The following is a 25,029-nucleotide window of genomic DNA, read 5'->3' on the forward strand; positions in this document are numbered from 1 at the left end:
TAACTGGTACCACGAAGGAGGACCTCTTCATGGCACAGTTTACAATGCTCGACGGCGCCACCACGATCGGCGGCACCAAACTCCTGTTCGAGGCAGGATCATCGCCCAAATCCACGCGCCTCCTGTTTGATTTCGGTCTCAATTATGCCACGATGGGGAAGTACTTCGAGGAGTTTCTCACCCCGCGCACTTCTGCAGGCCTCACCGACTACCTGACGACAGGTCTGCTGCCAAGGCTGAGATTCTACCGTTCCGACCTCACGGCACTCCTTCATGAGATGCAGCCTGACCTGGCCGGGAAACCGGCCGACCCCTGTCATATCGACGCGTGCTTCATTACGCATGCTCATGTCGATCATACTGGTTCGATCTCGTTTCTGGACGAAACCATACCGCTGTACGCCACGCCGGTCACGGCCGCCGTCCTCCGGGCTGTGGAGGAAACACAGTACAGTCCAGGACCCGAAAACGGCGTTACCGACTTCATCGTTCGGCCGAACGATGGAGCGAACAAGCACGGTCAGCGGCAGCTTATCGACCTTGCCACCCCGGTGAAGTCTCCAGACTCCCAAATAACGGCCTTTCCCGTCGGCCCCAGCGTCCCGGTAGAGTTCCCGGGCTGTTGGGTCACGGCTTTCCCCGTCGACCACAGCATCCCCGGCGCATGCGCATACCTCATCGAGTATGACGGAGGGAAGCTGGTGTACACGGGAGACCTCCGGTTCCATGGACGCATAGGCCCGGTCACACGTGATACGGTCTCCCGACTCGCTGCAGCCCACCCTGACGTTCTCGTGATAGAAGGTACCAACCTGCGCGGAGATGACACCTTCGCTGCTAAGGAACCGGCGTTCGCCCGCCGCTTCAAGTTCGGGTCCGAGCCGGACGTCGAGGCTGAGCAGAAAGTCGAGGACAAAGCACGTGAGGAAGTCCAACGGGCACGCGGGCTCGTCATCGCGGATTTTGGCATGAAGGACCTGGACCGTCTCATGACCTTCCAGCGCGTCGCAAAGGAGACGGGCCGCAAGCTGGCCATTCTTCCGCGTGACGCCTACATCGTCCGGATGGCGCAGGAAGCGGGCTACCAAAAGGACTACAAGAAAGAAGAAAAAATCGACCTGCAGGATCCCGACGTTGTCCTCTACGTCAAGCGCGCCGGCAGCGGCACCTACGACAAGGGCGACATCAAACAGGACTGGGCACGTTCGACGATCCTTCGCTTCGTGGGCTGGGCCCCCAACTCACTGGATGTCGCAGAGAAGAAGGAAGCGGTACGCGATGTGCTGAACGGATCGTGTCCTCGTGTGGTCCGGGCAGCTGAGGTCACGGCTCACCAGTCCGAATACCTCCTCACCCTGGGCTACTGGGATGTCCAGGAGCTGTGCGACCTGCATCCTGCCCCTGGGTCGCTGTACATCCATTCGTCGGCCGAGGCATTCAACGAGGAGATGGCCTGGAGCCAGGACAGGCTTGCCGAGTGGCTGAAGCTCACGGGCATGGATTCCGTGCATATCCATGCGTCCGGGCATGCTCCACCGGAAGACCTCTTCAGTATCGTGGAGCGGCTTGCTCCGCGGCATGTGTACCCCATTCACACGGAGCATGCCGAACGCTATGTCGAACGATTCGGAGATATCGTCAGCCTCGTGGAGAATGGGAGAGGAGTAACCCTGGCACGCTAGGGACTTCCCGATATCGTGGAGATTTCCTCACACTCTCCGTAACGAAATCAGGCATAGTTGCGTATATACAGATGTATATATGTCTATGACGAGTAAACACCTGTTATAGGTGAGGAGGCACGACATGATCGACGAGAATGGTTTCATCAAGCCAGATCCTGAGGAGGCTCAGAATTTGGACACATCAAACACGGTGGAGGGCTACGTCACCCCCGAGACTCCCCCGACGGTCCCAGCGTATAGCTCCCTCTTGCCCCAACCTCAGCCCGTCCGGCGTTCGAGTTCTGGCCGCGTGCTCCTGGTATGGGGACTCATCATCGGATTGCTGCTGGGCAGCGTTCTAGGTGGAATTCTGGGCAACTATGTCGTCATGTCCAACCCGGGGACATTTCCTTGGGCACGCACGGTATCGGCAACGTATCCAGTAGGAACTTCCAGCTCCAGCACGACTATCGTCACGACCGAAGAACAGGCTATCGAGAACGCCGTCAAGATCGCTTCGCCTGCCGTGGTTCAGATCAACATCACCTCGGTCAGCCAGAATCCGTTCGGCTTCTCGTCCGGAACGCAGGAAGGTCTCGGCTCGGGCTTCATCATCACCTCTGACGGTTACGTGTTGACCAACAACCACGTCGTGGAGAATGCCACCAAGATCACTGTCATGCTCAAAGATGGGCGTGAGTTCAGCGGCCAAGTCGTGGGCACGGACACCACCAGCGATGTCGCCGTCGTGAAAATCAACGGAACCAACCTCCCAACGGTACAGCTCGGCGATTCGTCCACGCTGACCGTGGGCCAGAAGGTCATTGCCATCGGCAATCCCTACGGCTTGAGCCAGACGGTCACGACTGGCGTTATCTCGGCCCTCGAGCGAAACGTTCAGGCGTCAGCGACTGAGAACCTCGTCGGCGTTGTTCAAACTGATGCGGCCATCAACCCGGGCAACTCAGGAGGACCCCTGGTCGACCTGTCCGGCCGCGTCGTCGGCATGAACACGATGATCTACCAGGACGCACAAGGCCTCGGATTCTCGGTCTCCATCAATACGGCAAAAAAGGTATATGACGCTATCATCAAGGACGGCAAGATCACGTGGCCGGCTCTGGGTATCCAGGGAGCCACGCTCACAACCTCTATTGCTCAGCAGTACAACGTCAAGGCCTCCCAAGGCGTCTACATCGTCCAGATCACGTCCGGGTCCGGTGCAGAGACTGCTGGGCTCAAGGCCGGAGACGTCATCACCGCAATCGACGACAAACCGATGACCACGATCGACGGAGTCCTCAGCTACATCAGGTCCAGGAACGTCGGTGACACGGTCCAGGTCGTCGCTGACCGGGGCGGCACGACCAAGACATTCTCTGTGATCCTGAAACCTCTCGGCTAGTAGACTCCAGTACCTGCTCAGTTTTGAAGGAGAGACCCGGCACAATGTGCCGGGTCTCTCATGTTGTGCCCACCTTGCCAACAATGAAAACAAGGCAATCCTGTACATGGATGCAGGTGAGTCTGTCCGAATCCAGCAGGACGGAGGCATAGATGAGAACAACGCGGAACCTCAGGGCAGGGACTCATGAGTGAGATGACACATCTGGTGCGACCCGACCTCCACGTCGCGCTCGACTGCCCTGTACACTGGACCGTCATGGAACTGGACGAACAGACAGGACTACGGGCATCCAACCCCACGGACCCGCGTGTCGCCCTGCAGGTTACGTGTGATGAGTCCAGCTCGCCGCTGAACGAAGTGTCTGAACGTCGCCGCAACGGCTTGCCGGAAGACGCCCTGCGTGAACAGGGAACACTGAGAAGGGGAAAGGTGGATGAAGACGGCCGAGCAAGTCCCGTCGATCCGCCTCTTGAAGCGCTAACATTCCGCGCACGCGACGGCTCGTTCGTCTATCGGGTCCTGATCGCAAAGGACACAGGGCACCGATGGACCGTTCGCCTCGAGACGCTCCAGCGCAAGGAGTGGTGGCAGGAGAGCCAGACGCTGGAAACAATGCTGGCTAGCCTGCTCTTGCTGTAGAAGAACCTACGTCTCAGGTAACTCCTTGACGCCCTGCAACTCCTTGAGATGCCCGAGGACCAGCCTTGCCGTCGCGATGTTGGTCGCGAGGGGGACGTTATTGACATCACAGATCTTGAGCACGGCGTTGATATCTGGCTCATGAGGATGTGCGGTCAGAGGATCCCTGAGGAAGACGACTGCCTTGATTTCGTCGGAGGCGATCATCGAACCAATCTGAAGGTCCCCACCTTTCTCTCCAGAATTCACTCTGATGACGTGAAGGCCGGTCAATTCTTCGATGAGACCACCTGTGCTCTTTGTGGCAACCAGCTCCTCCTGAGCCAGCATCTCCTTAAAATCCCTGCACAGCGCGATTATCTCGGGCTTCTTGCGGTCATGCGCGATCAGTGCAACTCTTGTTCTCATGTGTCCATTCTACCATACAAGAGTATGAATCAACAAGGCTTTTTCAGGCATCCTTCGCAGTTCGGGTTATCCACAGGATATTGTGAATATCTGTGGAACGCAATTCTGGGTAAGTCTCAACTACAATATTGATGCCGTGTTCTCGTTGCACAGCAGTCCACAGGCTTCAACAGAGCCGGCGACAGCGTCAAACCCGCTGTGGATAACGCGTCTGCATCTCGAAAAGTTATCCACAGTGCCTGTGGATAGTGTCAGTACTTCCTTGACGTCGCCCGGTTCGTCCGACGTTTCTGCTGTTCCTGGTGTCGCCAGATGTCCCAGCGCAGCCAAGCCTCGTAGGCATGCAGAAACGAGAGTCGCAGAGCAGGGTTCTGAATGACCTGCACTGCCTTCTCGGTTCTCGCCTTCTGCTCCGGAGACAGCTGAATCGTGGCAGCCAGAGAATCCGGATCCGCCGGGACAACAGAAGACGTGACCTGCGGCCGACGAATGCGGACCTCGTGGACGTTGTCGAGCCCAAAGGACAGATCTGTCACGAGCTTGCCACCCATGTGAGCATTCAAGCGTTCTACAATGAGGATTTTCTGCTCAGACAAGACCTGCATGATGGATGAATTGGCGCAGAGAATCGTCAGTGTTCCATTCTTGAACTGAGCAGGATGAGAGTTACGGGCGACGTACGCGCCGATGGTATGCTCACTCCACAAAGACTGGACCGCGGGCCAGACCTCGCCCAGTGACTGAACCTTGATGCCCTTGTCGAGGCGACCGGTACGCCGCATCTCGTCGATAACCTCTCCGATGCGCTCCATACTGTTATCGTTTCTTCTCACAACCGTACGGACGTAGCGTTCAGTCCGCCTCCAAGACGCGCAACATCAAAGGTTGTGATAAAGACCTGTTCGAACCTCGCCAGGAGATGAACCAGCCGATCAAGGTTCGGTATGTCGATATCGCCTTCCAGATCGTCCAGCAGGAGCACCGGGTATTCTCCCGTGACCCTCCGTGTATATTCGGCACCTGCAAAGATAAGCAGCAGTGCCACCAGCTTCGCCTCGCCCAGTGACGCCGAGTCCCGCAACTGCTTTTTTCCTCGGAGCAGGACAAAATCGTCGAGGTGACACCCGGCCAGGCACGCATGTCGTGCCAGTTCCCGGTCCCGGATAGCACAGATGGATTCGGCGGAAATGGGCCGGGGATCATAGAGAATAGACACATCCGACAGCGGTTCAAACAACCCGTCGGCAATCAGGCGTGTCATCGCCAGACCCACAGCGGCGAGAGCCGATCGCCTCTTTGCACAAATGGTGGTTGTCAGAGCAACAATCTGCTCATCGAACAGGTCCAGCAGGGACGCGTCGACGACGCCAGAGCCCGACTGCCGCAGCAGGGCGTTCTTGCGTGTCATGACGGCCGAGTATGCAGAGAGTGCTTCCAGATAGGTGCGATCACACGACGCGATCAGGAGATTGATATACTGGCGTCTCACCGAGGGCATGCCCTTGACCAGAAACAGCGAACCGAAGTTAAACTGGGCCACGCGAAGCCCACCGATAAGACGGATAAACCCATGGTAGACAGTACCATCGATACGAAGTTCCTTGCGCCCCTCCGTCGTGAACATGGCCTGCACCGCATGACTGACTGACCCTCCGGCGACCGGGTCACGCGTCCGATACCTGCCGCCGACGACAAAATAGGACTCCCCGTCCCTGATAAGCTCCGCATTTGTCAGCCCCAGACATGATTTTCCAGAGGCCAGAAAATGTACGGCATCAAGGAGCGTTGTCTTGCCTGCGCCGTTGCTGCCTTCGACAGCAGTGATGGGTGCAGTGATGTCAATACGCTGTTCGGCCAGTGCCCTGAATCCCTGTACCCAAAGCGATTCCAGATACATTGCCCTCCGAGGAGGCGACTACTCCATCTGCTTGTGTGGCATGACAAGGTACAGGAAATCTTCCTTGCCCTGGTCCTTGATAACCACCGGATGAACAGCACTGTTCATATGCAGTTCCGCATTCTCGGTACCGACAGAGGAAATGCCGTCCAGAAGTTTTGTCCCGAAGAACGAAACAGAAAGACCCCCACCCTCTCCCTCATAACCCAGTTCATCACTGGCATTGCCCTGATCCTGGGCCGTGCCCTGAACAGTCAGCCGCCCTTCCTTGAATGAGAGTGTGATGACATCGGTTCCGCCAAAAACGACGGCACCGACCCGGCGCAATGCGTCCAGCAACTCTGACTTCTTGACATTCACCGTATATTCCCATTCACGAGGTACGATGTCGTTGTAGTTGGGAAACTCGGCGCCAATGAGGAGAGAGATAATTTGCGTATCACCAGACGAAAACAGACACTCATCCTCGGTAATAACACAATGAACGTCACCAGTCGGCTTGAATGATTCAAAGACTTTTGTCGGAACGATCGCTCTCAGCGGTTCACGCTTGAAGTCAAACTGAACGTATCCGAGGCGCCGTGAATCCGTCGCGACAAACCGGAAATAGTCTTTTGTCTGCTCAAGCAAGATTCCCTGAAACTCGAGGCGCCGTTTCTCATTATGTTCTACACACGGAAGAACACGGTCGATGGCACTGGAATATTCATTCAGGCTAAACTGATATTCTCGACCTTCCTTAATCTCCGGGATGCTTGGAAATGTATCCATCTGGTAGCATGCGAGATCATAGTGCGCCTTGCCGGATGATATCTGAAGTTTCTTGTCGTCTCCTTCAATTATAAGTTCGCCAGACAAGGCTGAAACAATGTCCTTTAGAAACTTGAAGGGAACCAGGGCACGTCCGGCTTCTGCAACTTCAGCCGGTTCGGCGTTTACCAGATACGTCGTCAGGTCAGTACTTGTTAATTGAAGCGTCGTACCGTTTGCAGAAAGGAGAACGGCATCCGACGTGAAGGTCGAGCTTTTCTGTTGGATGACTTTGCCGTGCTGTGCTAGTTTCTTGCTCAAACCTTCAGCTTTTGTCGTGAGTTTCATCTTTCCTCCTTTTAGTATGAAAAGACTCTCTTAATCATAACTATCAAGATAAGGGGCTTGGTAGTGTTGGTATGTCTTGTGAAGATGGTTGCATGGCTTGCGGTGCTTGTGGATGTAGCTGTGGATAACTTGCGCGGGTTATCAACACTGTGCACATCCGGAATGGTCGGGATAATTCTCCACAGGTTATACCCCCCTCTTCAACTGCTTTACCAAGCTGTCAAGCAGTGCTCTCAATGTGTCGTCGTTCTTCAATTCCTGCTGAATCTTCTGACAGGCGTAGATGACCGTTGTGTGGTCGCGCCCACCGAACTTTTCGCCAATGTATGGGAGAGACGCTTCAGTCAGGTCTCGGCTCAGGTACATGGCAATCTGCCTCGGCATTGCGATATCCTGGCTGCGCCTCTTGGCTTGGAGGTCGGCAACCGAGATGTGAAAGTAGGAAGAGACCGATTGCATGATGGCGTCGATGGTGATCGGCTTGTTGATAACCGGGATGATATCCTTGAGCGTTTCCTCAGTAAAGGGGAGCGTGACCTCTTCGTTGGTGAGCGAAGCTGTTGCAAGGACGCGCATGAGTGCGCCTTCGAGCTCACGGATGTTGCTCCCGATGTTCGCGGCGATGTACTCGAGCACTTCGGGTGGAACGTCGATCTTGTCCAGCTCTGCCTTCTTCTTCAGGATGGCAACCTTGGTCTCGTAGTCCGGGCGGCTGATGTCCGCAATGAGGCCCCACTCGAAGCGTGAGGTAAGGCGCTCCTCGAGGGTGGCGATCTCCTTGGGCAGGACGTCGGAGGTTATAACGATCTGTTTGTGGGCATCGTACAACGCATTGAAGATATGGAAGAACTCCTCCTGTGTGCGTTCCTTGCCTGCCAGAAACTGGATGTCGTCGATGAGCAGAATGTCTGCCCCGCGTGTCTCTTTATGAAAGTTCTCGATGACGGAGTTGTTGTTCCGCGCGTTCTGGATGGAACTGACCACTTCGTTCGTGAACTTTTCGCCGGTCGTGTAGACGATCTTCTTGTCCGGGCCCTGTGCCAGGACATGGTGTGCGATACCCTGGAGAAGATGGGTCTTACCCAACCCGACTCCGCCGTAAATGTAGAGAGGGTTATAGACGTTGCCCGGGTTGCCCGCAACGGCGTTGGATGCCGCGAAGGCAAGGCGGTTTCCTGCACCGACGACGAAATTCTCGAAATTGTAGCGCCTGTTGAGGATCAACGTATTGTTGTGCTGGAGTATGCCGGGTTCGGTCGGGATCTCTTCCGGCGGCTGTTGCACAACTTCCACCGCGATGGTGGTCGGTTGACCCTTGATCGCGTCGATCGTCTCCTTGATGACGTCGTAGTACCTACTGACAATCCAGTCTCTCGCAAACTCGCTAGGGACGCCGATGGTGAGCGAAGCGTCGTCTTCATGGAGCGTCGTCGCATTCTTGAACCACATCTCGAACGTCGGGCGCGCGAGTTGTTTACTGAAGATGTCGAGCAGGTGCTGCCAGGAATCCGATCGTTGTTCTTCCATTTTCTGCTCCCTTTGCTCTCGCGCTAAGTGACCACGCCCCGGTCAGAGAAAAACCAGGCCACGACGTGGGCCGTACATACGCATACGCCAGCGCAACCACCCTGCCTTTGTGACGGAACAGCGGAGCGTCGTCAGGCCATGTGCATCCGTTTTGTGTGATATAGTATAGACGAAATGAAGACCAGCGGCAATCAGAAAATGGCTCACAGATGACAATCCGCAGCAGACAAGGCAGGATGAGGGGCAGGCGGCGTTCCCAGGATGGGGGACTGCTTGTTCTGATCCTCGCACTGGTTCTGGCCCTTGTCGTCGGTTCAAGCTTCCGCAAAGCCGGTGGACGGAGTACGTCCGTGGTCCTGTGGTACCTCGACGCCTCGACCCGGGAACTGGTCAGCAATCCTGCTGTGGCAAAACTGCCGACACGACGCGTGGAACAGGTGGCGGGAATCATCGATCTCCTGCGTACGCCGCCAGCGGACCAAGGGCTTGCGACGGCTGTCCCTGCCGGCTTCACTGCGCATAGAGCGACACTTCTGTCCGGCGGGATCCTTGACGTGGTCTTGGGCGTGGCACGCGATCAGCCTCCCATGGGGTTTGCGGAAGAAAATGCGCTCTACTGGCAACTTGTCAACTCCATGCTGAATCTGCCAGGTGTCCGCTCGATTGAACTCTCGGTCGACGGTCGTCCCAGAGGAACCTTCCTCTCCTTCGTCAAGACTCAGCGAGAGCTGGGCGCCAATGAGGTCATGTTGGACAAGGGACAACTGGTCGATCTGTATTTTGTTGGCCGTGACGGCCGTTATGTTGTTGAACGCCGCACACTTCCGACTGGGCTGACACGATCTCAGCTGGCATTCCAGGCTACACGCGCTCTCATGGAGGGGCCAGTGCACCCCAGCCTCGTGAGTCCTCTGCCCGGCACGGAAGTGCTTCGGGGCGTCACTGTCTCCGGTCGAACAGCTTCCGTCGATTTTGAGGAGAGCGTTCTCAAGCTGAACATGGGAGCCCAGGAAGAAGAGCAGGTCAAGAACTCCCTGGTCCTCACGCTCACGAGACTCGCGGGTGTCAGTCGCGTCCGGCTCCTGGTAGGCGGAAACAATGTGGAGGGCCTGTTTGGACACGTGGACACGGTTGATCCGCTGTTCAGGCTGGATGGGCGCCTGGAAGAAGGTATGGCCCTCGCCGTCTACAGTCTCACCGAAGTCGACGGCGACAAGCTCCCTGTACTGACTGTTTATCAACAAAAGCAGGCGCTCATGGGACGCAACGTCATGATCTCGAAGTCGATCGCTCAGCTGGGGAATCCCCCCGGAGGAGACGCGTCACTTGTTCCACACGGCACCAGCGTTACCGCCATGGTTCTGGAAGCCAGCACGGGAATGTTGCGCCTGTCTCTTGTCATGACTCCTCTCCCCGAGGATCAGGCGGCCGAGGCGCTCATGGTCGAACAGCTGCGGTTGAGCCTCACCGAACTGCCGTCCGTCACGTGGTTGCAGGTAGGGGTCAACGGGTCTGTTGCTTTTTTGCCGGGAGGCTACTATATAGGCAAGCCATTCTCGCGATAGGAGGAATACCATGACGACAGACAGGACCGAATTCCGGCTGCTGGCCGGGGCTCTGGCGGCCCCTCATCACCTTGAGAAGCTCCAGAAACTGGGTATGAGCTCTTCGCTGTTCGAAGACGGTGACCTTAAGGCTGTCTTCGACGCATTTCAGTGGTACTGCTCCAACCACAAGGGCGAGGGTGGCAAGATAGACCTTCCGCTGTTCACGGCCTACCTGACCGAAGAACGTCATGTGACTCCGGCTATTGCGACGCTGGTGGGCAAGCTGACCGACGCCGGGGGCGAGGACATGACGACGCTGGTCGAGCTGCTGGACCGGCTGAAGACGCGCGCAGCACGTCGGAAGCTGCGTACGATCGCCGACAACATCAACAGCTTTACCGATGCCGAGAAACAGGGCCGGCGTGTGGAAGACTTCGCCGCCGATATCTCCGAGCAATTGCGCCAGGTGGCGCGCCTCTCGTCCCAGAGCAGGCAGGAGCCCATCCGTGACGAGCTGCTGCGGTACGTCGAAGAGGTCCGCACCCGGGGCGCCGGACTACCTTCGATCCTCGGAATGAGCATCACCCCGTATGACAATCTCAATATAGCGGTCTCAGGGCTGCGCCCCGGCTTCTACTACGCCCTCGGCGGGGCTCCAAGGCGTGGGAAAACCAACCTGATGCTGCGTCTTGCCACGCTCGTTGCACGTAACGAGAAGGTCCCAGTCCTGTACTACTCCTATGAGCAGACGAGGCGCGTCCTCCTGACTCGTGTTCTGTCACAGGAATCACTCATCAACCCGCTGGTGCTTCAGAAGGGAGACATCAGGAACAAGTCTGATCTCGTCACCCGGTTCAATAAGGGGATCAAGGAGACATCCGCCTATATGGACAACTTCTATCTCTTCGAGGCGGACCGTCAGGATACGCTCGAGCATATCCGCAGTGTCGCATATGGCATCATGGACTCCCACCACGCCGACCGTTGTGCCATCTTCCTCGACTACCTGCAGAAGGTACCGACCATCAACCCCTATGCCAGCCTCCAGAAGCAGGTCGACGAGGTGTCCGGCCTCATCGCACAACTCTCCACCGAGCTGCAGTCCCCCATCGTGGCTGTGTCGTCGTTCGACAAGGACGGCTGCCGCCTCGATAGCGAGACGTCCAAGGAGCGCCCAACGATGTTCAATTGCACGGGCGGTGGCGACATCGAGTATGACGCGGACGTGGCACTGATCATCGTCAAGGACTACCACGACACGGCGCAACTGGAAGAGAAGATCGCCAACGCCGTGCGTGAAGGGGGAGTGAACCCTCACCACATCCCCCATTTTGACATCCTCAACCTGTTCATCGACAAGAACCGCGACGCCCCCGAGGGAGGCAACATTATTATCCAGTTCCTCTTCCTGATCGAAGATAACCAGATGGTGGAGCTGGGCTACAAGGATGTCGAAGAGCGCTACTCCTATGCCAAAGCCGGCAAGATATTTGAGTGGCTGCTCGAGCGCGGATATCTCGAGGCGGTCGGCCCCGGCGAGCACTGAGTCTCTCCTGTAACCTTTTCTCTCCTGTCACCGTACGCTTGGTGAACACGTAAGGCAATTAACCGCGGAGAGGAGCAAGTGGATGGGAGCAGTGGCTGACCGTGAGCTCTTCGCCCAGTTGATGGGGGAGAGTGAGCGTCGTGTGTACGCCTTTCTGGCGAGCAAGGTCCGGGACCAGACAACGGCATCAGACATTGCACAAGAGGCCTTTTTCCTGGCATACAGGCGATTTGACTCGTATGACAGAAGCCGCCCTTTTCTCCCGTGGGTCATGACGATTGCCTACAACTGTCTGGTCGACTACTGGCGGAAGGCAGCACGCGAAGGTGGGGATCTGCCGGACGAACAGCTCCTGGCAGCTCCTGAGCAGGACAGAGACGATGTGTGGAAACAGCAGGAGATCGTAGAGGCAATGACGCGGATTTCTCCGGAAGACAGTGCGCTGCTGACGATGTTCTATGCAGAAGAGTGCTCTCTTGCGACGATTGGCGGACGACTCGGTGTAGCCGAGGGCACTGCGAAAGTCCGGCTGTTCCGGGCGCGGGCCGCATTAAAGAAGCAGGTGGAAGCCCTGCACGAGCGAGGTGCTGCATGAGCATACGGCGTCTGACAGACGAGGAAGTGGAACGTATGATTGCCAGCACACTTTCATGTCCTCCCAACCTTGTTCCACCGCCCGGGTTTGCCTCTGGCGTGTGGAACCGAGTCGACGCGTGGGAGACAGAGCAGGAGTTGAAGAAGGCATCACGCAGCATCCTGGCTCAACTCATGGAAACGCGCATGAGAAATGGAGAACCGGTGACCGTTCTTGCCGCAGCGCTGTTGTTTGGGGCCCTGTTCGTCGGGATCTTTCTGACCGGGTTCTACATGCTTGCCGCGCATTCATCAGTTGTCCTTCGAGTTGTGCAGTTCCTTGTCGGACCCAACCTTAACGAACTCAGATCCTTACTGATTCTGTGCACGCTTACAGCCGTGGGCGGGCTGCTGCTCGGCAGTCTTGCCCTCAGTGAGCGTCTGTTCGGCTTGAGCGGAGGGTCGGCTGCATGATGCAGACTGCTCCCACGACCGGCCCCAGGCGCATTCTGGTCGCCGCCCTTGTCGTGAGCCTGATCGTCGCTGGCTCCGGGATTGTGACACTGGTGACGCGGAACGGTCGACTCAAGGCTAATCCGGCGTTTGCAGAGGGCACAATCTTGGAACTAGGTGGTTCTGCGAGCAGGATATCGGTCGTAGGAGACAACCTCGAGGTCGTCGTGGGCACATCTTCCACCGCGACCTCAGCGAGCATCGTTCTAGGCAGCCAGGGATTCCGTCAGGATTTCCGTGCGAAGACCGGTACGTACGGATTGTACTTCGACAGTGTTCCTGGCGTCCAGGCGGGGGTCAGGCGTCTGACGGTTGTGGTTCCCGAGAACGGTACGCTGACGCTGACGCTCGTCGGTGAAGCCCGACTGATCCTGGATCAGGCTCGGCTCAAGGAGCTCCGTCTGGCTGGGGCGTCCTCCGCACTTGAACTGGACGCCACCGAATCCGGATCGATCATCGACCTTGTCCAGATCGAGAACGTCACCGGTGGTTTTTCGGCAATATGCCTCGGCAACCTGGATATGGCAGACCTTGTTATTGGCAACATCGTCGGTAGTTACGACCTCGACTTTTCGGGGTCGCTGGGCAGGCACTGTGACGTTTCACTGCACACAGCTGTGGGGAAAGGTACGCTACGTATCCCCGGAAAACCGGGAGTACAACTTTCCATCGGGAGTGTTCTGGGCAAGGTCCTGTCGTCGGGATTTGTGGCTGAGGGCAGTAAGTCATTTCTCAACGCCTCGGCAGCCAGTGGAGCTGACCGGCAGCTCGTCATGCGTATCGACAATGCAATTGGACAAATTCAACTTGTGGAGGTACAGCAATGAACAGCAACAACATTGATCGGCGGGTGGCCCTGAGCACTCTGCTCATCGTCTTTGGCGTCCACTTCCTGCTCCAGGCGTTTCCCCAGACGGGATACGATTTTGGCATCCTCGTTCCGCTGGCGGCGTTTGTGGTCCTGCTAGGCATCTACGGCGTCGCGACGGGCTTCCAGCGGGATGCGCGTGAAACGGTGTTCTGGAGTGCCATGCTTGGTTTCGTCGGTATCATCGTCCTCCTGCAGGTCCTGGGGGTCGTCCGGTTCAGTCTTACGACCTTCGTCGGAGCAGCCGTGATTTGCGCGGGACTCTCCATCCTGTTGTCTACGCTGTTTGACTCGATTGAAAGCAAGAGGTCGAGAAACGGGCTGATATGGGGGGTCGTGGCTGTCGCCGTCGGCTCTCTTGCATTTCTTTCGGGGCTGGACATCTTCTCAGCTCAGGTGGTCGACATCATTCGGAAATCGGCAGTCGGGGGCCTGTTCCTTGTGCTTGGACTGGCCGTTCTTATCAAGGGAGGTATCAGGAAATGAAGAGTTTTGACAGACCAGATGAAGAAGCAGTCGGCGTCTGCACGAAGTGCGGGAAGGCGCTGGCCCGTGAGGAAGTAGTGATGGTGGATAGCAAGATCATGTGCGACACCTGTGCACCAACGCAGCCCAGCGCTGCATCCGGCGAGCAGGGACCCATCCAGGACAGGTGGCAGCATCCGCAGGCTGAGCACCCGGCGTCTTCGGGGGTCGGCTATGATTCCTCCAGGAGACTGTACCGCTCACGCAAGAACCAGGTGATCGGCGGCGTCGCGGCTGGCGTGGCGGAGTACTTCGACATCGATCCGACCATTGTGCGCATCGCCTGGGCGCTGCTCGGGATGGCATGGGGGACGGGAGTCCTGGCCTATCTCATCGGCTGGCTCGTGATCCCACTCAATCCTGCTCAGTAGATCAGGTATGAAAACATAACATATCTGTGGATAATGTGGAAATAGCCCCGGCAGTTTTGCTTGGATGACCAGTCCCCCGACAGCCTATATAGGCTGTCGGGGGACTGGTTTTCAGGGTGTCTTGGAGTCGTTCAGCGGGCGGGAAGAAGCATCTCTCTGCCCACCCTGAGCCGCGCGGAGGTACCGACTGACCGTCGTGTAGTGGACGCCCAGGTGGTCACCGATCTGTACGAGCGAGTAACCAAGATGGACGGCTGCCGCGACGCGCAGCGGGAGCTGCGAGCGTTCGCGCCTGACATCGGGTCCGAAGATCTGTGTCAGAGAGGGCCGCGCAAGCATCAGGAGCGTTGCGGCGACCGATGGCTCGGACGCTCTGCTTACCAGGTGTTCAGTGACCACCTGGACGAACGTCTGTGTTCCCAGGATGCCCGGCGGCATCACGTGCGCGAGGGGGGTCGGCTGGCCGATGCCCGCTCGTATGTAGTCGGCATAGGCGGCGACAGCCTCTTCCTGTGTTCGCCCGAAATGTGACAGCAGAGACTCGGCAGCAAGCGGGGCACTCCGCACGTGGGTACTCATGACCGTTGCCTGATAACTGCTCCAGGGCCATTCCTCGGGGGTGGCGACCACAGCGCATGCCACGGGCTGGAGGACAACGTGGCGGCAGACCGGCAGCAGCCATACGTCGGGTTCCAGGAGGACTGCCCGATAGGGTCCGCGGAAGACCCGTCCCGAGTGTTTGTTCTGGCGGTTCACATGCCGCGTGTAGCTGCTGATGAAGCGGCGCATGCCTGTGCCGAGATCTCCATGGGGCGTCTCCACGACGAAGCTGTAGCGGTCCGGCAGCAGGCACCACGCGTAGATGCGCCAATCCAGATTCACCGCCGCCGTGAGGTCTGCGAGGAACTGCAAGCGAGCGTCGTCGCTCTGCATGATGGAGCGACCTGCAGGAGCAGTGTCGGAAACCAGATAGACGGCACCTGGGAACTCAATGCGCAACGGTCGAGCCACGAACCCTCCTTTGCCGAGAGGCTTGGATGATAATTCTATCCACACTGTTCACATGTTATCCACAGCAGCGCAACATTTCAATATCCGACTCCCACGCGCCGACCTTCGCGTACTCCAGCTTGTGCGGCGGTCAGCGGGCACTATACTTGAACTCGGCAGTACAGGAACGGGAGGTTTCGCGTGGTGCAGTTCTGGGTGGTAGCCGAGTCAGTCCTGATCGTGTTCGTCATGAAGTTCGTAGACGTGGCTCTTTCGACTCTCTTCACGAACTTCCTGGTCAGGGGACGCCGCCTGTACACGTTCATCTTTGGGTTTCTCGAGGTGAACGTCTATCTGGTTAGCCTCGCTCGGGTCCTGAGCAGTATGACCATCTACAAGATGCTCGGCTATGCCATTGGCTATTCACTGGGAGCGCTGTTTGGTATCTGGCTGGAACAGAAGCTGGCTATCGGCAACCAGACCTGGCTGATCATTCCCAACGAGAACCCGTATCGACTGGCGTATCATCTGCGCGACCGGGGTTTTGGCATCACGACGATCTCGGGGTCGGGCATGGACAGTAACCGCATGGTTATCCTGACGACCACAATGCGCAAGAACATCGCACTTCTCAATGCCTCGCTTACCGAGCTGGCCCCGGACGCTTTCGTGTCCGTGCTTGACACGCGAACGACGATGGGAGGGCATGTGACTCGAATTCCGAGAGGTTGAATCATGATGAAAAGGACTATCTTCCACCGGGCAGAAGCGCACCTTGGCTTGAACCAAAGGGCTCGGGGGCTGGCGCTCGGCCTCGCTCTACTGCTAGTCATTTTCTCTCTCGCCGGCTGCGCCCGCCGAGGCGCTGTTTCGCTCCGGATCGTCTCTGCGTACTCAGGCAAGGGTGTAGCCAATGCGACGCTGACGTTCACCGGCTCAAGCGGCTCCGAGACCCTCAGCTCCAATGCGACCGGAACGGTTTCGGGACAGGTTCAGACCGATCGGACACAAATAGGTGTCGAAGCCATAGGGTATCAAAAGGTCTTCATCCAAGTGGCGGACCTCACGAAGTCGCCGGCGACCGTCCAGCTGACCCCACTCTTTCTTGGCGCCGGGATGGTGACATCCGGCGGTCAGCTCATAGCGGGAGCCTCCGTGACCGTGTGGAACACGACCACGACGACAGGACCGGATGGAGCGTTCACGTTCGAGGGGCTCGCAGAAGGGACCTATGCGGGAAGAGTCACGAAGCAGGGATTCGCCGACGCCACATTCGACTTGGTGGTCGGGAAGAACGCGAAGGCGGTCAACGTGACGCTCCAGGAGGGACAGCTCCTCCCGCTCTCCTCTCTTGCCAAGCTTCCGGCGTACGAGCTCACAGCCTCGTACCACCGGACACTTGGTGGCGAAGACAAGTCGTTCGACGGCCGTGTCATCAAGAATGGGAGTGACATCCTTGTGATGAGCGGTGACCCGGTGAATCCGACGGCATCACTCATGGTCCGCAAGGGAACAGGGTATGTGTTTGAGAGCGGGACGTACGTTGCCAAAGGTGAGACAGCCGCTGCAGCTGCACACGTCCTGCAGGAAAGTTGTGAGGGTCTTCTCGGACTGCCGGCGACATTCTCGCCACGCCTCTTCACCATCGAGAAGCAGCCGCCGGCACAACTCCTGGGGCAAACGTGTGACGTCTGGAGCATGACTGGCCGGTTCCTGTTCGAGGGAGAGGCCGTCACGGCCACGGCGACGGTTACCGTGGGCACGACAGGCGCGCTGGCAAACGTCCCAATGAAGATCATCCTCAACGCACGCTCGCAGTCGTTCTTCGATTTCGTCTACGACGCCGTGGTCGAAGTGGTTTCTGTCGACCAGGCACAGGCTGCTGCCCGCTTCCCGGCTCAGTGAGGAACCCAGCATGAGTTTCGTCCACCTGCATCTCCACACCGAATATTCACTGCTCGACGGCATGAGCAAGATCGGCCTGCTCGTCACCCGTCTCAAGGAGATGGGGCAGACCGCGTGTGCCATCACCGACCACGGCAACATGTACGGCGTGCTGGACTTCTATATGAAGATGAAGGACGCCGGGCTCAAGCCGGTCATCGGCAGTGAGGTCTACATAGCCCCGAACGGCCGCCTCAACAAGGACAAGGATGTGGGGTTTCCGAATCACCTGATCCTCCTGGCGAAAGATTTCAAGGGCTACCAGAACCTGAGCCATATCGTCTCGATCGGCTACCTCGAGGGCTTCTACTACAAGCCGCGTGTCGATTACGAAATCCTGAAGAAGTACCACGAGGGGATCATCGCCTTGTCCGCCTGCCTCAAGGGCGAGGTCGCCGAGACGGCCGCAAAGGGTGACGAAGAGAAGGCGCTGACCATTGCCAGGAGGTACCAGGACATCTTCGGCAAGGAGAACTACTTCATCGAGCTCCAGAACCATGGCATAGAAGAGGAACTGCGCGCCCTTCCCATCCTTCGCAGCGTTGCGAAGCGCATCGGTGCAAAGACTGTGGCTACCTGTGACAGCCACTACCTCCGCAAGGACGATTACGCCGCGCACGAGGTCCTGCTCTGTGTCCAGACGTTGCAGAAGATGACCGACAAGGATCGCATGAGCTTCAACGGTCCATACTACCATGTCATGACCGAGGATGAGATGCGGGAGCGCTTGCCCGAAGACGAGGAAGCCATCCAGAACACCCAGCTCGTTGCCGACATGTGCAACGTCGAAATGCCTCTGGGTGCCTATCACCTGCCCCGGTACATCGAAGAAGGGCAGACGACGCCATGGGATGCCGAGGTCAACCGCCAACTGCTGGAAAAGATGACTATGGACGGCATCCAGCGCCTCTATCCTCCCGAACAGCTGAAAGAGGCGACGGCCCGGGCGCGCATGGAGCTGGAGACGATCGAGAAGTGCGGGTTTGTCGACTACTTTCTCATTGTCCAGGACTTCACCCGGTTTGCTCGCCGCAAGGGAATTGCCGTCGGCCCCGGTCGTGGATCTGCTGCCGGCGCCATCGTCGCCTACGCGACCGGCATCACGGAAGTCGAGCCGCTGCGGTACAACCTGCTGTTCGAGCGCTTCCTCAACGCCTCCCGTATCTCGATGCCTGATATCGACATGGATTTCGAGGATGCGCGTCGTGGCGAGGTCATCCAGTATGTGCGTGAGCGGTACGGCGAATCCTCGGTGGCCCAGGTGGCGACCTTCGGCAGGATGGAGGCTAAGCAGGCCGTCCGCGATGTCGGCCGTGCGCTAGGTATGCTTCCTAAAGACACAGACCTGATCTCCAAGCTCATCCCGTTCGGGACGGGCCTGGAGGATTCTCTGGACACCGTCGACCAGCTCAAGACCATGTACGGCGACGGCACAAAGTTGAGTGGCACCACGGTCAAGGAGCTGTTCGATACGGCCATGAAGCTGGAGGGCGTCAACCGCAATTTCAGCACCCATGCCGCGGGTGTCGTCATCGCCGACACCGAGCTCACCAACTACCTGCCCCTGCAGCGTGACAAGGACGGCAACATCATCACACAGTGGGACCATAACTTGGTCGAGGCCTTTGGCCTCCTCAAAATGGACTTCCTGGGCCTTTCCTACCTGGGCGTTATTCAGAACACCGTCAAGATGGTGAAGGATCAGCTTGATGTGACGGTGGACATCAGTCATGTCGACACGGAGGAACCGGCTGTCTACAACCTCATCAGCAGCGGCGACACAGTTGGGGTGTTCCAGATGGAATCCGGCGGCATGAAGGGTGTCGCGGCTGGCGTCCGGCCATCCTCCATCGAAGACCTGACGGCCATCATCTCGCTCTACCGCCCCGGCACCATCAAGGCCGGTGGTATCCAAAAGTACATCGACCGCAAGAATGGCAAGGAGAAGGTCAACTACTACCACCCCAGCATTGAGGGTGTGCTCAAACCGACCTACGGCATCATCGTGTACCAGGAACAGATCATGCAGATCGCCAACCGCATGGCCGGGTTCACGATGCAGGAAGCAGACATCCTGCGCAAGGGAGTCTCCAAGAAAAAGGCGGACATTCTGGCCAAGCAGCGGACCATCTTCGTCGAGAAGTCGATCGAGAAAGGTGTCCCGAAGAAGACCGCCGAGGACGTGTTCGCCCTCATTGATTTTTTCGCCGGCTACGGGTTCAACAAATCCCACGGGGTCGCCTACGCCATCATGGTCTACCGCACGGCGTGGCTCAAGGTCCACTATCTCATTCAGTACCTGACGGCCCTCATGAATTCGGGCCTCGATGCCGAAGACCGTCTCAAGGAACTGGTTGCCGAGTGCCGCAGCAAGAATATCTCCATCCTTCCACCAGATATCAACAAATCCGACAAGCTGTTCACGGTGGAGACGCAGGCCGACGGTTCTCAGGGCATCCGGTTCGGTCTGCTTGCCATCAAGAACCTGGGCTCAAAGGCGATCGACGAGATCATGGAGGAGCGGTCCAACCGCGCCTATTCGACGTTCAAAGATTTCCAGCGGCGTTCCAGTGGCGGCAAGGTCAACCGCAAGTCCGTCGAATGTCTCATCAAGGCCGGGGCGTTCGAGAGCCTGGGCGAGGACCGCGTCACTGTTCTGAGGGAGTTCAGCAACCAGAACGGCAAGGCGCCGGTTGCAGACGATTCGGCGACGGGCCTGTTCGGCGGCTCGGTGGGCGAACCCGGGGCCTCCGCCTCCTCGTGCGATACGGCGGGTGCGGCGGCGATGGAGAAGGAAGCGTTTGGGTTCTTTTGCTTCTGCAGCCCCTTCCAGCAGTACGAGCTGCTCCTCGCCAAGTACAAGGCGAAACGCGTTTCGGAATGCGCGGATTGTGATGACGGATCCACCGTCACGGTCATGGGACTCCTCACGTCCGCGAAGACCGCCAAGTCCAAGGCGGGTCACGCCTACGGCAAGTGCATGCTCGAGGACGACAGCCGTAAGGTGGAACTGATGGTGTTCGAGTACGTCCTCGGGCAGTTCCAGCCGTGCTTCGACCGCGAGGGTGCCATTGTCCTGGAGGCGAACGTACGCATGGATGGTGACGAATTGTCTCTGACGGCCAAGAAGTTCATCGACTTCGTGACGCCTGAACAGGCGAAAGGATCGAAGCCGGTTGCTGTGCCCCGCCGAGTGCTCAAGCTCACAATGACGGAGCAGCAGGTGAACGGCGAGATACTCAAGGACGTTCTCCTCCTCACGCATCACTATCCGGGGAAAGAGCATTGGCGCATCCTGTACCGCAACGGAACCGAGCACTGCCTGGAAGTCGGCAACAAGTACTGGGTCACTATCACGCCCGCGCTCCTGAAGGGACTTGCCGAGATACTTGGCCCCAGTGGGGTAGACTACTCGTAGCGGCGGGTCCGATGGTTTCGCCAAGTTGTAAAGGAAATTGAGGTTGTCATTCCGATATTCATAGGTATACTGTTTGGGGTAATGTCATGAACGTGACAAGTAATTAAGCGACATGACGTCCGGAAGCTTTGCTTTCGGACGTTTCATATTAGTGGAAAACGAAAAGTGGGCGCGTGAGCGGGCCACTTTTTTGTTTCACAGGGAGAGATGTATGGACACGAGGTTTGCGGACATTGTGCAGCTGGAAGTGGCGAAGAGCGATACCACGCTCGTCGCCATCGAGAACGCTCCGGGCATGGTAAGCGTCGTGCTCATGAAGCCGGGGAGAGACATCTCGATCGATGAGCTCGAGAGGGTCAGCCGGGCGATCAGCCATGCGTTCATTGAGTTGTACGGCGACGACTATCTGCCTGCGTTCGAGGTGACAAGCCCCGGACTGGACCGCGTTCTCAAGACGGCGCGGGAGCTGGATCTCTTCGCCGGCAGGTTCGTGCGCGTGGCGACCAAGGAGTCCAGGGGGCCGATCATTGGAACGCTGGGAGCATCGGGCGGGGATAGCCTGCACGTGACGGTGCTCGGCGTAGACCGCGTGTTCGATATGCGGCAGGTGACGAAGATCTCGTTGTGGGACGAGATATTGGGAGGTGCGTGTGAGGGATGAGATCCAGAGTGCCATCTACGAGCTGGAGAAGGAACGGGGAATCTCCAGGGAATACATCGTGACGGCGATCAAGGAAGCCTTCGAGGCGGCATACCAGCAGCAGTACCAGAAAGACAACTTCCTGGTGAAGGCTGACACGGGCACCGGCCTTGTCCGGCTCTATTCGCGCAAAACGGTTGTGGCCAAGGTTACGGACAGCGACAGTGAGATTACGCTGAAGGACGCCCGCAAGGTGGAGCCAGAGGCAAAGACCGGGGACGACGTGCTCATCCAGGTCAAGATCGAGCAGCTGCCCCTGTCGGTGATCGTGAAAGCACGCAAGTTTATCGATGACAAGATCAAGGAACGTGAGAACGATCTGGTCTATGAGCGCTTTCACTCGCAGGTGGGCACGCTGGTTAACGGCGAGGTCCTGCGCCAGAACAAAGAGGGATTGCTTATCAACCTTGCCCGGTGCGAAGGAATCATGCCGAAAGATCAGCAGATTCCCGGCGAACGGCTGCGCTTTCAGGGTGTCGCTAAGGCGCTCATCCTGTCGGTCGACAAGTCGGCGCAGGGACCGCGCGTGGTCCTGACGCGGTCGCATCCGGACTTCATCCAGCGTCTCGTGGAACTGGAGGTCCCTGAGGTCGGCTCAGGTCTCGTTGAGGTCAAGCGCATCGTCCGCGAGCCCGGCCAGCGTGCAAAGGTCGCCGTCTTCAGCCGCGATCCAAAGATCGATCCCGTGGGCGCAGTCATTGGGCCGATGGGTGGACGCATCCGTGCAGTATCGCGCGAGATCGCGTTTGAGCACATCGATGTCATCCGATATGATCCAAACCCCGCGAAATACGCAATCAACGCCTTCAGCCCCGCCAAGGTGCTGGATGCAGAACGCAGGCCGGAGGACGGCACCTTCGTGGTGCACGCCACTGCCGAGGCGTTTCCCGTCGCCCTGGGTAAGGGTGGGGTCAATGTCCGGCTCGTAGAGCGGCTATTGGACGCGAAGGTGGAACTCGTTCAGATAGAGGAAGGGCAGCCGCAAGCGGCCCCAACCCGTGAGGCAGGTGAGACGCATGAAGAAAGTACGAATCTATGAGCTCGCTAAGGAACTGAATCTGAAGTCGGCACGCATGCTGGAGATCCTGGCTAAGCTAGGAGTTCCAGGCAAGGGCGTGGTCGGCACAATCGAAGAAGAAACGGCAAACCTTGTCAAGGAGATTGTCGAGAAGGAGAAGGCCTCCTCGTCGGAGGTCAAGAAAGAGACTCCAAAGGCAACCAAGGCGACCCCTAAGGTCGTACATGAAAAGGAAAAGGAGAAACCTACGCCCGCACCCGTCGAACCTGTCATCACCGTAGAGAAGCCCAAAGCATTTGTCGAGTCTGTCACCTATACTGCTTTTGCCAAGCAGTTTGACCTCAAGCAGCACGAGCTCAATACGATGATGCTCAAGAACGGCATCCCGGTGCGTGAGTGCGGCCTGCTGGACCCCGGCGACGCCGACTACCTCGCCCGTATCCTCGGCGAGAACTATGCCCCGCCGTCGGACAAGTTCATGAAGTCCTTTGAGACGCGCCCGCCTGTCGTGACGGTCATGGGCCACGTCGACCATGGCAAGACGACGTTGCTGGATTTCATCCGCAAGAGCAGCGTCGCCAGCCGCGAGAAGGGTGGCATCACCCAGAAGATCGGCGCCTACGAGGTCCAGATTAAGGGCAAGACCATTATCTTCATCGATACTCCCGGCCACGAGGCATTTACGTCGATGCGTCTCAAGGGCTCGCAGGTCACCGACGTGGTCATCCTGGTCGTCGCCGCCGAAGAAGGTGTCAAGGAACAGACCCTCGAGGCGCTTGACCACGCCAAGGCGGCCAAGGTCCCGATCATCGTTGCCATGAACAAGATCGACAAGCCCGAGGCGAACCCCGAGCGTGTCAAGCAGCAGCTGGCGGACCGTGGTCTGCAGCCAGACGACTGGGGCGGAGACACCGTCTTCCTTCCCGTGTCGGCCAAGACGGGCAAGGGTGTGGACGAACTGCTGGACATGATTCTCCTGCAGGCGGAGATGGCAGGACTCAAGACCCGATCCTCTGTCGAAGCATCCGGCTCCGTCATCGAGGCACGCGTCGACAAGAACATCGGCGTCCTCACTCGCCTTCTCGTGCAAACCGGAACGCTCCATGTTGGCGACGACATCCGTGTTGGTGACTGTGTTGGCAAGATCAAGCGCATGACCAACGAGGCAGGCGCGAACCTGCGCGAAGCGAAGGCGCTCATGCCCGTCGAGGTCATGGGCCTGTCGGAACTACCCGAGGCCGGTGAGGTCTTCCATACGCTGGAAGACGTCGACTCGTGCCGCATGATCATCGACGAGAAGAGGCAGAAGGAGCGCCTTGCGTTCCTGGCGCAGGAACAAAGGAAGCCGCTGACGCTGGACGACCTATTCAACGAAGAAGAGGCGCTGGAGAAGAGGAAGCTCACCCTCATCCTGAAAGCCGACGCTCTCTCCACGCTGGACGCCGTCAAGTTCGAGTTGAAGAAGGTCAAGACCAAAACCGTTCCTCTCGAGATCCTGCACGAGGGCACAGGCGGCATCACGAAGTCCGACGTCCTGCTGGCTTCCGCCAGCAACGCCGTCATCGTTGGTTTCAACGTCGTCCCTCTGGCCGAAGCGCTCAAGGTCGCCGCAACAGAGAAGGTTCAGATCCATACCTATGACCTCATCTTCGAACTGGGCGACTCCATCGACAAGATGATCGCCGGACTGATCAAGCCGGTCTTCGAAGAGATCGTGCAGGGCCGCGCCCGCATCAAGGACGTGTTCAAGATCACCGGTGTCGGTGCCATCGCCGGCTGCCTGGTCGAAGATGGCAAGATCATCCGCGGTGCCAAGGCCCGCGTTGTCCGCAACGCCGTCGTCGTGTATGCCAACTCCAGCATCTCCTCGCTGAAGCGCTTCAAGGAAGACGCCAAAGAAGTCCTCAAGGGCTACGAATGTGGCATGGGCGTGCAGAACTTCAATGACTTCAAGGTCGACGACATCATCGAAACCCTGGTGATGGAGGAGAAGAAGCCGTAACGTAAGGTCTTCCAGGGTTCTGCTGACCAACAAGCATGGCGCTGGGCGTTCATCGTCCGGCGCTTTCTTCATGTCCAACAAACCGTGTCGGCTCCCGGGTTCCCGTTTCTGTCGGCTCCTGCGGCAGAATGATGGAGAAAACGCGGTATACTATTGCGATGAAAACGGATGTGGGTGAGTACGTAGAATGTGACGGAAGCAGTCTGGGGGACTCTCTCCGGGACGAACTGCAGCGGCAATATGACAATGCCTTTGCATTGTCTGACAATGACGCCCACGCGGCGAAAGTCACGGCAGACGAGATCTATGCCAAAGCCGGCGATGCGAAGAGTCCATATTGGCAGGGCCTATCCCGGTACCTTGCGGGCTTCTG

At 58.0% G+C, this 25,029-nt stretch carries 23 protein-coding genes; 17 read left to right on the forward strand and 6 right to left on the reverse strand.

What is annotated here, in order from left to right:
- Nucleotides 1–29: 29 nt before the first annotated feature.
- From SMC7_RS04575 to SMC7_RS04585, 3 genes are all read left to right on the forward strand, one after another.
- On the forward strand, nt 30–1,682 hold the full coding sequence (locus SMC7_RS04575; protein ID WP_119089171.1) for an MBL fold metallo-hydrolase: 1,653 nt from the start codon (nt 30–32) through the stop codon (nt 1,680–1,682).
- Nucleotides 1,683–1,806: 124 nt separating this feature from the next.
- A complete protein-coding gene (locus SMC7_RS04580; RefSeq protein WP_119089172.1) occupies nt 1,807–3,069 on the forward strand; it encodes a S1C family serine protease in 1,263 nt (420 codons plus the stop codon).
- A gap of 186 nt (nt 3,070–3,255) precedes the next feature.
- Nucleotides 3,256–3,711 carry a hypothetical protein gene (locus SMC7_RS04585; protein ID WP_119089173.1) on the forward strand — a complete coding sequence of 152 codons (456 nt, stop codon included), beginning with the start codon at nt 3,256–3,258 and terminating at the stop codon, nt 3,709–3,711.
- 6 nt (nt 3,712–3,717) lie between these two features.
- On the opposite strand, the gene SMC7_RS04590 is transcribed toward SMC7_RS04585, so the two are convergent.
- The 5 genes from SMC7_RS04590 to dnaA form a co-directional block, all read right to left on the reverse strand.
- Entirely contained in the window at nt 3,718–4,119 is a 402-nt protein-coding gene (locus tag SMC7_RS04590; protein ID WP_119089174.1) for a methylglyoxal synthase, read from the reverse strand.
- 251 nt (nt 4,120–4,370) lie between these two features.
- On the reverse strand, nt 4,371–4,931 hold the full coding sequence (locus tag SMC7_RS04595; RefSeq protein ID WP_165845142.1) for a DUF721 domain-containing protein: 561 nt from the start codon (nt 4,929–4,931) through the stop codon (nt 4,371–4,373).
- Nucleotides 4,932–4,948: 17 nt separating this feature from the next.
- Complete coding sequence (recF, locus tag SMC7_RS04600; RefSeq protein ID WP_119089176.1) at nt 4,949–6,016, reverse strand: DNA replication/repair protein RecF; 1,068 nt, start codon at nt 6,014–6,016, stop codon at nt 4,949–4,951.
- Between the two features lie 18 nt (nt 6,017–6,034).
- Entirely contained in the window at nt 6,035–7,114 is a 1,080-nt protein-coding gene (dnaN, locus tag SMC7_RS04605; RefSeq protein WP_119089177.1) for a DNA polymerase III subunit beta, read from the reverse strand.
- 186 nt (nt 7,115–7,300) lie between these two features.
- Complete coding sequence (gene dnaA / locus SMC7_RS04610; protein WP_119089178.1) at nt 7,301–8,641, reverse strand: chromosomal replication initiator protein DnaA; 1,341 nt, start codon at nt 8,639–8,641, stop codon at nt 7,301–7,303.
- Nucleotides 8,642–8,877: 236 nt separating this feature from the next.
- Here dnaA and SMC7_RS04615 point away from each other — a divergent pair, with 236 nt between their 5' ends.
- From SMC7_RS04615 to SMC7_RS04645, 7 genes are all read left to right on the forward strand, one after another.
- Nucleotides 8,878–10,206 (forward strand): GerMN domain-containing protein, encoded by a 1,329-nt coding sequence (locus SMC7_RS04615; protein WP_165845143.1) that lies wholly within the window; start codon nt 8,878–8,880, stop codon nt 10,204–10,206.
- 10 nt (nt 10,207–10,216) lie between these two features.
- Complete coding sequence (locus SMC7_RS04620; RefSeq protein ID WP_119089180.1) at nt 10,217–11,734, forward strand: DnaB-like helicase C-terminal domain-containing protein; 1,518 nt, start codon at nt 10,217–10,219, stop codon at nt 11,732–11,734.
- Nucleotides 11,735–11,816: 82 nt separating this feature from the next.
- Nucleotides 11,817–12,329 carry an RNA polymerase sigma factor gene (locus tag SMC7_RS04625; RefSeq protein WP_119089181.1) on the forward strand — a complete coding sequence of 171 codons (513 nt, stop codon included), beginning with the start codon at nt 11,817–11,819 and terminating at the stop codon, nt 12,327–12,329.
- Entirely contained in the window at nt 12,326–12,781 is a 456-nt protein-coding gene (locus tag SMC7_RS04630) for a hypothetical protein (RefSeq protein ID WP_119089182.1), read from the forward strand. Before SMC7_RS04625 ends, SMC7_RS04630 begins: the two co-directional genes overlap by 4 nt.
- Nucleotides 12,778–13,647, forward strand: coding sequence for a hypothetical protein (locus tag SMC7_RS04635; protein ID WP_119089183.1), 870 nt, complete (start codon nt 12,778–12,780; stop codon nt 13,645–13,647). The genes SMC7_RS04630 and SMC7_RS04635 overlap by 4 nt, the downstream gene beginning before the upstream one ends.
- Nucleotides 13,644–14,174: a hypothetical protein gene (locus SMC7_RS04640; RefSeq protein WP_119089184.1), complete on the forward strand. Its 531-nt coding sequence runs from the start codon at nt 13,644–13,646 to the stop codon at nt 14,172–14,174. Before SMC7_RS04635 ends, SMC7_RS04640 begins: the two co-directional genes overlap by 4 nt.
- The gene (locus SMC7_RS04645) at nt 14,171–14,584 is read left to right on the forward strand and encodes a PspC domain-containing protein (RefSeq protein ID WP_243620300.1); all 414 of its coding nucleotides are present in this window, start codon (nt 14,171–14,173) and stop codon (nt 14,582–14,584) included. The genes SMC7_RS04640 and SMC7_RS04645 overlap by 4 nt, the downstream gene beginning before the upstream one ends.
- 111 nt (nt 14,585–14,695) lie before the next feature.
- On the opposite strand, the gene SMC7_RS04650 is transcribed toward SMC7_RS04645, so the two are convergent.
- Nucleotides 14,696–15,595, reverse strand: a complete 900-nt coding sequence (locus SMC7_RS04650; protein WP_119089185.1) for a hypothetical protein — start codon at nt 15,593–15,595, stop codon at nt 14,696–14,698.
- A gap of 180 nt (nt 15,596–15,775) precedes the next feature.
- Between SMC7_RS04650 and SMC7_RS04655 the strand changes: the two genes are divergently transcribed.
- The 7 genes from SMC7_RS04655 to SMC7_RS07445 form a co-directional block, all read left to right on the forward strand.
- A complete protein-coding gene (locus tag SMC7_RS04655) occupies nt 15,776–16,306 on the forward strand; it encodes a DUF2179 domain-containing protein (RefSeq protein WP_119089186.1) in 531 nt (176 codons plus the stop codon).
- A gap of 3 nt (nt 16,307–16,309) precedes the next feature.
- Nucleotides 16,310–17,479: a carboxypeptidase-like regulatory domain-containing protein gene (locus SMC7_RS04660; protein WP_119089187.1), complete on the forward strand. Its 1,170-nt coding sequence runs from the start codon at nt 16,310–16,312 to the stop codon at nt 17,477–17,479.
- Nucleotides 17,480–17,489: 10 nt separating this feature from the next.
- Nucleotides 17,490–20,936 (forward strand): DNA polymerase III subunit alpha, encoded by a 3,447-nt coding sequence (gene dnaE / locus SMC7_RS04665; RefSeq protein WP_119089188.1) that lies wholly within the window; start codon nt 17,490–17,492, stop codon nt 20,934–20,936.
- A gap of 211 nt (nt 20,937–21,147) precedes the next feature.
- On the forward strand, nt 21,148–21,597 hold the full coding sequence (rimP, locus tag SMC7_RS04670; protein WP_165845144.1) for a ribosome maturation factor RimP: 450 nt from the start codon (nt 21,148–21,150) through the stop codon (nt 21,595–21,597).
- On the forward strand, nt 21,587–22,675 hold the full coding sequence (gene nusA / locus SMC7_RS04675; protein WP_165845145.1) for a transcription termination factor NusA: 1,089 nt from the start codon (nt 21,587–21,589) through the stop codon (nt 22,673–22,675). Before rimP ends, nusA begins: the two co-directional genes overlap by 11 nt.
- On the forward strand, nt 22,653–24,656 hold the full coding sequence (infB, locus tag SMC7_RS04680; protein WP_119089191.1) for a translation initiation factor IF-2: 2,004 nt from the start codon (nt 22,653–22,655) through the stop codon (nt 24,654–24,656). The genes nusA and infB overlap by 23 nt, the downstream gene beginning before the upstream one ends.
- Nucleotides 24,657–24,784: 128 nt before the next feature.
- Nucleotides 24,785–25,029 (forward strand): hypothetical protein (locus SMC7_RS07445; RefSeq protein WP_207798713.1); only part of this gene is annotated, 245 nt, incomplete at its 3' end.

The organism is Candidatus Cryosericum terrychapinii, assembly GCF_003570925.1.
Lineage (GTDB): Bacteria > Caldisericota > Caldisericia > Cryosericales > Cryosericaceae > Cryosericum > Cryosericum terrychapinii.